Annotated in this window: 8 protein-coding genes and 5 pseudogenes; 8 read left to right on the top strand and 5 right to left on the bottom strand. The window is 36.4% G+C overall.

All coding sequences use genetic code 11. The features are described 5' to 3' along the window. Positions 1–43: 43 nt before the first annotated feature. Positions 44–979 (bottom strand): annotated as a pseudogene (locus CSB87_RS19800) (IS481 family transposase). A 379-nt stretch (positions 980–1358) separates the two neighbouring features. Here CSB87_RS19800 and CSB87_RS19980 point away from each other — a divergent pair. The 4 genes and pseudogenes from CSB87_RS19980 to CSB87_RS19775 all read left to right on the top strand — a co-directional run. After that, positions 1359–1700, top strand: a complete 342-nt coding sequence (locus CSB87_RS19980; protein ID WP_228155271.1) for a hypothetical protein — start codon at positions 1359–1361, stop codon at positions 1698–1700. 683 nt (positions 1701–2383) lie between these two features. Further along, positions 2384–2926 (top strand): annotated as a pseudogene (locus tag CSB87_RS19785) (TetR/AcrR family transcriptional regulator). Between the two features lie 199 nt (positions 2927–3125). Further along, entirely contained in the window at positions 3126–4166 is a 1041-nt protein-coding gene (locus CSB87_RS19780) for a hypothetical protein (RefSeq protein WP_006581575.1), read from the top strand. Positions 4167–4391: 225 nt separating this feature from the next. Further along, positions 4392–4661, top strand: a pseudogene (locus tag CSB87_RS19775) (DUF2247 family protein); the annotation flags it as partial. 42 nt (positions 4662–4703) lie between these two features. Here CSB87_RS19775 and CSB87_RS19770 read toward each other — a convergent pair. Beyond that, a protein-coding gene (locus CSB87_RS19770) for an IS3-like element ISAba22 family transposase (RefSeq protein ID WP_106105013.1) occupies positions 4704–5869 on the bottom strand; the annotation gives its coding sequence in 2 pieces (ribosomal slippage) (positions 4704–5611 and positions 5611–5869; 1167 coding nt in all). Between the two features lie 67 nt (positions 5870–5936). Here CSB87_RS19770 and CSB87_RS19765 point away from each other — a divergent pair. From CSB87_RS19765 to CSB87_RS19755, 3 genes and pseudogenes are all read left to right on the top strand, one after another. Continuing rightward, positions 5937–6170, top strand: a pseudogene (locus CSB87_RS19765) (DUF2247 family protein); the annotation flags it as partial. 144 nt (positions 6171–6314) lie between these two features. Beyond that, positions 6315–6677: a hypothetical protein gene (locus CSB87_RS19760; RefSeq protein ID WP_009498982.1), complete on the top strand. Its 363-nt coding sequence runs from the start codon at positions 6315–6317 to the stop codon at positions 6675–6677. A gap of 160 nt (positions 6678–6837) precedes the next feature. Continuing rightward, on the top strand, positions 6838–6978 hold the full coding sequence (locus CSB87_RS19755; protein ID WP_004887108.1) for a hypothetical protein: 141 nt from the start codon (positions 6838–6840) through the stop codon (positions 6976–6978). A gap of 193 nt (positions 6979–7171) precedes the next feature. Here the strand turns inward: CSB87_RS19755 and CSB87_RS19750 are convergent, their stop codons facing one another. The 3 genes and pseudogenes from CSB87_RS19750 to CSB87_RS19740 form a co-directional block, all read right to left on the bottom strand. After that, on the bottom strand, positions 7172–8512 hold the full coding sequence (locus CSB87_RS19750) for an MFS transporter (RefSeq protein ID WP_004887111.1): 1341 nt from the start codon (positions 8510–8512) through the stop codon (positions 7172–7174). A 9-nt stretch (positions 8513–8521) separates the two neighbouring features. After that, positions 8522–9334: an amidohydrolase family protein gene (locus CSB87_RS19745; protein WP_004887112.1), complete on the bottom strand. Its 813-nt coding sequence runs from the start codon at positions 9332–9334 to the stop codon at positions 8522–8524. 7 nt (positions 9335–9341) lie between these two features. Beyond that, positions 9342–10629: pseudogene (locus tag CSB87_RS19740) on the bottom strand (SLC13 family permease). Between the two features lie 110 nt (positions 10630–10739). On the opposite strand from CSB87_RS19740, the gene CSB87_RS19735 reads away from it, so the two are divergent. Beyond that, positions 10740–11471, top strand: coding sequence for a GntR family transcriptional regulator (locus tag CSB87_RS19735; protein ID WP_004887116.1), 732 nt, complete (start codon positions 10740–10742; stop codon positions 11469–11471). Positions 11472–11486 lie beyond the last annotated feature (15 nt).

Genomic DNA, 11486 nt, shown 5'->3' with positions numbered 1-11486 from the left:
AATTAATGGCTGGGTACGGGAGTTTGATTGTGTACCTAATTGTTTAGTCCCGGCATTGATGGATCGGATCAATTTTAAAAAGTTCAGGTTCATCTGTCCACTGTTTGCAGATGAATTCGTAGGGAGTCAGGCCCCTGAGTGTTTTGAGTCTGCGGCCGAAGTTGTATGCAGCAATAAAATCAGCAAGGTGAATGCATAGCTGAGTGTGATCGTCGTAATGGAACCGTTTGACAGTAGCTTCTTTAATCGTTCGGTTCATCCTCTCGACCTGTCCATTGGTCCATGGATGCTTAACCTTGGTAAGACGATGTTCAATGCCACATTCAGTACAAACCCGATCAAAGATGTGCTCAGAGGCGTAGCGATCACAGGTGCGGTTCGTGAACTGGATGCCGTTATCTGTTAGCACCGTATGGATTCTATAGGGCACAGCCTTAACCAGATTGCGCATGAACTCCGCGGCTGCCATCTTACTGGCTTTAGTATGCAATTCAGTGAACGCAAACTTGGAAGTGCGATCAATGGCAACGAAGAGATAAAGCTTACCCTGTGCTGTTTGCATCTCAGCGATGTCGATAGAAGTAACCAATGGGGTAGCTCTTGAAGCGCTTCCTGACAGGGCGATCACCTTGTACCTCAGGCAGTCGTGAAATACCATGCCGCTGTAAGCAGCGGTGTAACGACGAGCGTGTCAGATAAGGAATATCGGCTGCAATGCATAAAGGCAATCGTCTAGCGGCAACAAAGTGCGTTTTCGAAAGCAACAATGCCGCCTCATCTTCAGGCGATAACACGCTTGAGCGAGGTTCTTTGGGCCGGTTGTAAGATCATCTACTGAAGTACGTTTCTTCCATTTTGCGACGGTCTTTTGATTGATGCCGTAACGCTTGGCTAGCGTTCTTAAGCTCTCTTGACTATTTTGTATGCTCGACGCACTGCCTGTGTCGTTGTGGCGGCTGCTGTGTAGAACTTGTCCCATAGTGCTTCCTTCCATTTATCTGAGATATTGCACCATTAAAATCTGGGACTAAACAATTAGCATGACTTAAACTTAAGATTTTAATCGAATAAAATTATAATTATTTAAATACCCTCTAATAACCTTCACAAAAATACCAACTTAAAAGATAGCTAACCGTTATGATCTTATGCTTGGCTGTTGGGGAATGAAATTAAATGAAAATTTTTGCTGTTGACCAAAATAGTGCTTTAACACGCTATGCAGGACAAAGTCTGGTTATTAAATTTGATGACGGAAAAATACTAGAGATAATGACAGCCAAGAACCTTTAGCCGCGTTCCCTGAAGGCATTCTTATATGGAGTGGTCGAGCTCCCAATCAAGATGCTATAACTGATTTGCAGTTTTCACAACTGAGCATCACGCCAGTCGCTAGTAATGGAATTATTATCGCGCCATACCAAGAACAAATAGCGACAGCTATAAGCCTGACCCTGTTCGTTACCGATGAAAATGCGCAATTATTCCCAATTAAAGAAAAAAATGTTGTGATTGAGCTTAAAAATGGAAAAACCATAGAAGTACTCGAAGACTATGCTAAAAAAGGCTTGTTGGTTTGGGGCGGGCGTGAACCGATTTCAGGACTTTCTATAGAACAATTGAAAGAAAGAACCGAAAGCTTAGGGATTTATCCTATGGCTAGTAATGTCATTTACGTATTTCCATTTAAGTTGCCATAAAAGGCTCAAGGTCGGCTAAAAGAATTGCTAATTGGAACGGATATTTGAGCAGTGACACGAGTAGAGTGTTTTGTTTTTATGCATTTTATAAATAAAAAATTAACAATAAATTTTAACTATTTATCCTTACTTTTAATGATCTATTTTAAAGCAAATGTCATTTTGTATGCTTGACTGTAAGTGACTTGGATACTATCCTTTGCGGGCTGGCCTACATTGCCAGTCGGTTTTGACGGACCGCTATTTCAACCACTTCAGGACTATTTCTTCTGAGGAATAGTTTTGTGTGCACACCTCGTTCCCTCCCGTAGCGGTAGGACGGGAGTGGGACACTTTCGAGTGTGCTGGAGTTGAAACCAGTCCGTCAACCCGCTTCCGTTCTGCCACCATAATTATAATGTTTCGGCAGAACTCCCAAAAGAAGGAGTTGGCTATGCACATTCATAAATTATTGGCAGTCACTGTCAAAAACTATCTCGACACAACTTAAATCACTTTAAAGAAACTTGATTGCCTATAGGCTTTTCAGGCTTTAAATCATTACGTCTAAAACTTAGCAACAATAAAACTTGAGATGTGCCAAGCACAGTCTTTACGGCTTTGCTGTGCCTTTTTTTCTCCCAGAAAAGGCACAGGCTTTTTAATCTCATTTAGAAACAACAAGAATTTATAACGGCAAAACTATGTCAAATTTAGAAATATCTTCGAAAAACTATATGTTCTTCAAACTGCCATACACCTATTTACAACTTACGGGTTTCACACAGCGGGCGTAGACCTGATTGCTAAAGAAGCCCAAATTACAAATCCACCTTTTATAAATATTTTGGCTCAAAAGAAGGTTTAATTGAAATGTGCATTGCCTTTCAAAAAAGCTTGCTCAGAGAAGAAGTGCTCTCCATTATTTACTCAGGCCATTACCGCACTTCAAAAGATAAACTCAAAGAAATTATTGTTTTACATGCCAACTTTAATAGCCTGTACTACCTTTTACTAAAAGCCTATTTTGAAATTAAAATCGCTTACCCACAGGCTTACCGTATGGCAATAGAGTATAGAAAATGGTTGCTTCATGAGATTTTTGACCTGATTTTAGTTTAGAAACTCATGCATTAAAGCCCGATGCCAATTTGGTTTTAAACCTAATTGATGGCTTGATGTTCCAGATTTTAAGCTCAAATAGTTTGGATGAGCGGGATATGGTGGTGGAGAGGTTTTTGAAATAGGAATTAATATTTTTCAATTTAAATGAAGTAATAAATTTAATTTTTAATAATTGATTACCTTTTTAAGTTACTTAAACTTTTATTATTACGTCTGATAATTAAGAAGTTAAATCTGAAAATTAATTATTTCTTATAATAAAATTTTAACTTATTATGCTTAACCGCATTTTATACCACTCAATAAAAAAGAGTAAATTTTATGACACTTAATAAAGCTATTTTCCTTTTTCTACTTTCAGGTCTTATGGTCGGCTGTGGTGGCGGGACTGGAAGTAGTGATACAGTTACAACAACAAAAGATGAAATTCTTAGTAGCGAGTTTGATAATACTACTTCTTACAAATGGGCATCTATTCAGTTTGATAATACATTTGTTGAGATTACTAGAAATTCAAGAAACGGAAATATTTGGTATGCAGATTATCTTAAATTAGATAAAAACACTCAACCAGATATTGGTCGCCTAATGTTAAGCACAGATGGTCTTTACAGACCAGATGAGACGAAGTATCCATTAGGTTATAGACGATATATTTTAAGATCTACTTCACAAGATGGAACTACTCTTCGAAAAACCCCTTATAACAAAGATGGCCTTAAGAATATTGTCGTAGAAGAGAAAGGGCGCTGGATTGATTTAAAGAATGTCAGAATAAGTGACAGAACCGCCGTATATTGGAATCTGCTTGCAGAGAAAATTCCTACAAGCGTATTTTTTCATCGAGAATCTATTGGTGATCAATTTAAAAATTTTTTAGCTTTAACTAAAAAAAATACATTTCCTGCAGGAGCTAAGTGTTTTCAGGTTGAAAGAACAAATTATTCAGTCCCTTACTATGTAATTACTAATACAGAAAGTTTAGCTTCTGTTAATGGTGTTAGCGTTAATAACTTTTCAGACTATGTTTCTTTAGCTGGAAGTAATGCTGTTACTGGAAAATGGGGTAATGTACAGTGGGCTTATTTAAATACAGAGGCAAACGATCCAAAGTATTATACAGTTTCGGTGTATATGAATATAGACAATAAACTAGCTTCAGGTTATTGGCAAAAGAATCCTAACACTTCAATTGATAGTATTGTTGCAGGTTATAAAAAATCACTTGATTCATTTAATAATTACGAGGATGTAATTTCTTTCCAAAGTGCAATTGAAGAAGCAAAGAATGAATGTACTTACTATAATTCTGTTGCTTCTCAAAAAATTGAATCATTGATTAATCAGACTTTAATCAACTAGATTCAGATTATTTAATTTTGATCAAGGCTAGTAATTTTTTGAATTATAGTGATCATTATTTATCAGTAGAAAACTCCTAAGGATAAAGCTTACTCGAAAGAGTAAGCTTTTTTAAACTATCGAAATTATATTGTTTTTTCTTAAAAATTTTTTTGAAGATCAAATTAATAAGTATTCGGGAAATATTAGAATTAATGATTTTTATGATCCCAGAGGCACAATGACATGAATTTGTATCCAATACCTGCTGATTTTATTAATGAAAAGGTGACACTTTCATGGTGTGATATCAAATGGGGCTATAAAAATAATCTTCTCACTTCAGAAATACCAATAAAAAAAGCAGAAAATAGTTTATTAACGGAAGACTATACTAACGCTGAACTTGAACTATCATTCCTTATACCGAGTGAATCAGATGATATCGGTCCCTTTTTGAATGAATTATGTTCAGAGACTAATGAAGATTCGATGATTAGGGAAAAATGGCTTTATTGATATACGCTGAATTATCAGGAGACTTTCCCTTGGGAGATTCTAGGCAGCCAACTTATAAAAGTCTTCGGCCATTTGATTTGGTGTCTTAAAACCCAAACCCTTTTGAATTCTTCGATGATTATAAAATAACTCAATGTATTTTATAATATCTGCTTGGGCTTCTTCTCTGGTTTGATAGTTGTAATGATGCACTAACTCATTTTTCAGTATTCCCCAAAAGCTTTCAATCGGTGCATTATCGTAACAGTCTCCGCGCTTGCTCATTGAACCTTGAAAACCATATTGCTCAAGTATATTTCGATATTCCTGGCTGCAATATTGACTTCCTCTGTCTGAATGCACAATCAGTTCTTTGGTTGGTTTTTGATTGTGAATAGCCATATTTAGCGCATTACAAACAAGCTGTGTTGTCATGCGCTCATTTAAGCTATAGCCAACCACTTGCTTCGTGTAAAGGTCTTTTACCGCTGCTAAATACAGCCATCCTTCAACAGTCCATATGTACGTAATATCACTTGACCATGCTTGATTTGGTCTAGTCATTGAGAATTGTTGCTCCAGCAGGTTTTCATAGATCGCTCGATTATGGTCACTATTCGTAGTCCTTTTAAAACGCTTGTGTCGCTTACAATACAGCTGGTTCAGCGCTTTTATCTGACGTACAGCGTACATACTCATTTTTATACCCTGAGCTTGTAAGTATTTGGTTAATCGAATATAACCATAGCTCTGCCTTGTCTCCTCATGGGCTATTTTCACCAATATCGTCTGTTGATTTCGTTGAATCGTTCTTTTGCTCACGCCTCTCTTGAGCCAATCATAAAAACATGAAACTGAAACATGAAGTAATCGAGCCATTAAGGTAATTGGAAAAGAATATCTTTTTTGTTTCATATAGGCGTACCTTACTGACTTTCTTTGGCAAAGTACGCTGCTGCCTTTTTTAAAAATTCACGTTCCATTTCAGCTATTTTGAGCTGTTGTTTGAGTTTTTTATTTTCTTCGAGTAGAGCGTTTAGATCAGGTGAATACTGTTTTGTACCTGCTAAAGTTCCAGCCTTTGCTTTGGTATTCCAATTTGAAAGAGTTTGCATTGAAATGCTAAGTTGTCTGGCTGTTTCCGAGACATTGCCTTGATTGGCTTCAATTAATTTGATGGCTTCAGCTTTAAATTCTGTGGTGTAAGTCTTGTGTTTCTTGCTCATGGTAAACTCCTGATGAGTGTGTTTAGTTTACCAAGTTAAAACCTCCTGTTTTTTCAGCACACATCATTATATACTTCTTAGCTGGCTTTGGATTAATCGAGAAAGTTTTGAAGATCCTTTAGATGAAGTAGAAAGTATTTATACAGATTTTGATTATCCTGCTGAAATAGAAAGTTTTATTAAATATATACCTCCTACGGATGGATACGATCCCTCATTGTATTCGTATGCAGAAAATATTAATCGCTTAATGAAGAATTGGGAAATTTACTTACAAAAGGGTGCTGATATATTCAAATAAACCCGAGGCTATCCCTAGCATTAATAAAATTAGTTAAAGTTCTTTAAGTATTAGATTAAATCTTAAAATAATATATTGAAATTTGATAGAATATTTTTCCCTAAATATTTTTAGAAATATATGTACATAGAATTTAAAGATCTAATGAAAAAAAGAAATATCGCTTTGATCACTATATTTATTCTTATTATTGGAAGTGGCTACTTATTTATTAATAATAAAGAAAATACACAAAGGGTTAAATCAGTGGTATATACAGATAAAACCATAAGACAGAAATTTGGAAAAATTAAAGACTACAGTATTAAGCAGTATGGATCTGATTTTTATACTGATGCTGAACGGCCACTTTACTCTTATAAAGTTGAAATAACTGGACAGAAGCAAGATGGAGTGGTTGATATAGAAATGAGGAAAGATTTTAATAAAATTAAATACTTATATACTATTAAAGTCAAAGAAGAAGGGCATTCTATGGGATTTCGTATAAGATTTGGAAAACATTAATTTATCTAAATTATGGGCGTTAAAGAAGGCTCTCAAAGTTGTAGGCTTATTTATTACACATTGCTTAAAAAATATACAGAAACCTCGTTAAAACGAGTTGGAACGCTACAAACGCGGATGTTAAGTTGAAGTCCACTCTTCCCAATAAGTGAGGTGAGCAATGAAATTGTTAGCTTTAATTAGCATGGGAGTTGCAGCAAGTTATTGGTATATAACTATAAAAGATAGCAAGCCAACTCTTCTGAAACCAAATTTTGATGAAATAGTAAAAAACTTTGTAATAGCAGAATTTAAAGTCTAATGCATTTGATAATCTTAATTAAATAAAAAGCTCATCGGAAGATGGGCTTTTTGTTGGAGTAAAGACAGACAAACTTATAGTTTTCATATAAAAATAAGAAAATATTGATTCATCTTAGCATCTATATATTTGTTATAAATAAAAAAGAGACCATCAATGGGTCTCTTTTTATTAAATCTGTTATTTCTAAAACCTAAACCAATTTTTGAACCTTTTGTGCTTTCGGTAAAGTTGGTTTTCTTCCTAAATACAACGCAATCACGGCGCCAATAAATGTCAGAATGCAGAGCGGTAAAAGTGAAACAGGGAAACTACCCGAATAATCTTTGACTATACCCATAATAGAGTTCATAAGCCCAGTACCGATATGCGCAATGGTATTAACCGCTGCGATGCCTACGGCTACCAGAGTCGGCGGTAAGCGCTCAGAAACCAATGCCCAGAAAGGACCTTTAATGGCATAGTTACCCATCAAAACGAGTGAGAATAAAAGTAAGCTCAAAGTTAAAGACGAGGTAAAAATAGTAAGAAGCAAACCAAAACTGGTTACAAATAATGGAATGGCTGTGTTGAGACTTTTATTGCCACTTTTATCGGCATGTACGCCCCAAACAATCATGAAAGCAGCAGCTAAACCAAACGGAATCATATTTAAAAGACCCGTCTGCATGGCAGTTAAATGGAAAGCCTTTAAAATCTGAGGCATCCATAATGATAAAATATTGCTGGTTGCTGAACTTCCTGCATAAATAATTGCGAAGAACCATAGATATTTATTGGTAATCAGCAGTTTGAACTTACTCTTTTTCTGTTCGGCACTGTCTTGTTTTTCAGTATTTAACTGTTGGTTTTTTTCAAAAGTTAAGGTACTCGATAGCCATTCTCTTTCCTCAGAACTTAACCATTTAACATGATTCGGTTTATTTGGAAGCCAAACTAAACATAATATGCCAAGAAGAATTGCAGGCAATGCTTCAAAAATTAAAAGCACTTGCCATCCACTTAAACCAACTAAACCATGTAAGCCCAACAGTAAGGCAGATAATGGTGAACCAATAAAATTAGATAAAGGAATGGCAACCATAAATACGGCAACAATTCGAGCCATATATCGTTTAGGGAACCATAGGGTTAAATACAGTAATACACCAGGAAAAAATCCGGCTTCGGCAGCACCAAGTAAAAACCGTGAGATTGCATATGAAATAGGGCCAGTAATGAAGGCGGTACAGCAACCGACAATGCCCCAAGTAATCATGATTCTGGCAATCCAGATACGTGCACCTAGCTTTTCCATGGCCATATTACTTGGAATTTCAAATATGACATATGCAATAAAAAATAATGTCGCACCAAAACCAAAGGCAGTCGCGGTTAAACCAATTTCTTGATTCATGGTTAAAGCGGCGAAACCAATGTTTACTCGGTCAATATATGAGATGAAATAACAAAGAATGAGGAAAGGAAGAATACGAAAAGAGAGTTTACGGATCGTTGACTTTTCTACTTCCGATATAGATATATCATTTTTCATACATACTCCTTATGTACGTGAGAAACCAAACAGCTCGGTAGGGTTCTGATTTAAAATTAAACATTGCTCGTGTTTATCAAACACAATCTGTTTAAAAGCTCTAAATGCATTTTCATAAGTAATTAAAGATTCATGTTGGGTATGTGGCCAATCACTTCCCCAAATGAGTTTGTGTAAAAAGCCTTTTTCTTTAAGAATGTTATAGGCCAGTCGTGCCGTATTTATGTTGTTTGGAGCGGCACCCAAACGGTAGAAACCGGACACTTTAATCCAGTGCTGTTTTACGTTAAGTAAGCTTAAAAATTTCTGATAATCCGGATCTTCAATCCCTTTAACAGGGTCAACTCGGCCAAAATGGTCAATTACGACATCAAAGCTGTATTCATCTAATTGTGGCAAAAGCTGAACCAGATATTTTGGCGGTGCGTGTAATTCAACTTGCCAGTTGAGGCTTTCCACATTACGTAAAAATTTTTGCCAGTCAGGCGTATTTAGCGCAGGAGGGTTAAGACCGAATAGATTTAAGCGAACACCAACGATGCCTTGTGCCTTGAGATTCACTAGCTCCTCAAAAGTCGTCGTATGTTGAACAACGGCGATCCCTTTTAAACGCTTAGGGTATTGCTGAATTGCGTTTAACATCGCTTGGTTATTGGTACCCAAAAAGCTGGGTTGAACCAAAACACCATGCGTGAAATTGTATTCATCAAGATGAGAGATAAAACTTTGTACAGTTGCCTCATAATCAGGTGCATAACGTGCTGTTTCGATACTGTGGTCCTGTGTCGAAAAAACATGTGCATGTGTATCTATACAGTTCATTTTCATCTCACATTACAAATTTTAAAGCGAAAATAGTGATTAAAGCGGCAATGACTCCTACAGGAATTGCTTTAAATAACAGTTGATTAAAAAATTTGGTTTTGTCGATATCTGCAGGAGCTGAAGCCATAATGAGGCTACCGCCAGAGGAGAAAGGGGAAATCGCTGTAGACTGAGCGCCAACTACAATACAAATGAACAGCACAAGTGGATTTAGGCCAGAGCTAAGTGCAAGCGCCGGAACAATTGGGAATAAGGTAGGAGCAACTACACCTAGAGTGCTTGAAAATACAGACATAATGGCACTGATCAGACATAACAGTACTGGTATAACCCACACAGGAACATTGTTTGCTAACCATTCAGATAGGGTCGTAATAATGCCAAGTTTCACACCTAATGCGATGAGCATACCAACACCGCAAATCATGATTAGTGTTCCCCAAGGCACAAGAGCAATGACCTTTTTCTCATCGGCAAGTTTCATAAGTAAACTAATGAGCGAGAAGGTAATGGCAAGGAAGGCAATATCAATTTTGGAGTTTAAAAAGCTAATCGTTTTTACATCGGGAAAAACAAGGTGCAAGATTGGAAAAACTAAAACAATCGACATCATTAAAACAATAAGGAAGATGGATTGTTTCTGTTTTTTGTCAAATGGCTCAGGCTTTTGATCTTCAATCACAATTGAATTACTTTTTCTATTCCACAGGGTATAAATGCCCAACACCGCAATTGGAATAATTAAAGTTAATACAAAAATTCCACTGCTATATGAAAAAGCGGTTTGTGAGCTAATACCAGTATTTTCCATTAAGCTTCGGAAAATAATGCCACTTTGTGATGTCATAAAATTTGCGCCAGCTAAAGCGCCGTAATTTGCCGCCATCCCGCCAATAACCATATTCATATTGGTTTTTTACACAGCAGCAGTGTAATGGGTGCCATAAAGGCAAGTACCGTATAAAAACCAGCACCTAGGCCAGCAATAATGGTTGCTGCGAAAAAAATCGCTAAAGGTAAAAACTGAGGAAACTTACGGCATTTATATAAGAGATGGCTGGCAAGTTTTTCTAAAGCGCCATTTGCCAAAGCAAAGTTATAAAACAGAGTGACAGATAAAATAATAAAGAAAATTTTGACAGGCCATAATTCAATAACTTCGGAAGGTTTAAGACCCATGCCAAAGCAACCAATCAGGTAAGCAAACGCTATCGTAAAAAATCCGATATTGATTTTGTTTTATAACCTAAGCCTATAGATACAGCTAAAGCTATCAGCATCAATGCGGTCATATTATCTTCCTTGATAAATATATAAACATCTAAACATATATATGTTTGCTTTTTGTATTACACAGAACTATGCTAATATTGTCAAATCGATTTCATAATGTTTAACGCAAATGCTTGATGAGACTGCATTTAAAAATTTTAAATTGCCAAGATATGAAAAGGTCCGTTGGGAACTTCAAAAACTACTGATCCAGTCAAAATGGACAGTCGAAGAGCCTATTCCAAGTGAACAAGAACTTGCGCAAATGTATAGCGTATCGGTAGGAACCGTTAGAAAGGCGGTTGAAGGACTGGTTGAAGATGGCTTATTGGTTAAACAGCAAGGAAAAGGAACTTTCCTCAAACAACCTAATTTTGAAAATTCACTCATCCGTTTTTTTAGACTACGTAATAAAAAAGGCGATTTTATTCAGCCACAAGGACAAATCAAAAAAGTAGAAGTGTGTGATGCAATGCCGGAAGTAAACGCCGAGTTAGGGCTTGGGCACACCGAAAAGCTGATTTATATCGAGCGTGTTCGTAAGCATGAAGACGTCGTTGTGTTAAGCGAAAGAATCTGGCTGCCTGAACGCTTATTTAAAAATCTGGAAGAAATTCCAATCGCTGAGTTTGGGAATCTACTTTATCCTTTTTATTATCAGCACTGCGGTCAATTTATTTCTACTGCAACAGAACGGTTAACTTTTGAGAAAAATATCAAAGATAGCCATTTAAATAATCACCTTGAAGACCCTTTAGTGAAGGTATGCCGTATCGCAAAAAATCTTGAAGGCGTAGCAGTCGAATACCGTGAGTCTTATGGTTTGGCCGATAATTTTCATTATGAGATAGCAATTAATTAGTATCTAACGGTGATC

Origin of the sequence: Acinetobacter sp. AR_0276, assembly GCF_003000705.1 — a bacterium.
In the GTDB taxonomy this organism is placed as follows: Bacteria; Pseudomonadota; Gammaproteobacteria; order Pseudomonadales; family Moraxellaceae; genus Acinetobacter; species Acinetobacter nosocomialis.
Note: the sequence above shows the minus strand (reverse complement) of the source record. Positions and strands in the feature narration are given on the sequence as shown.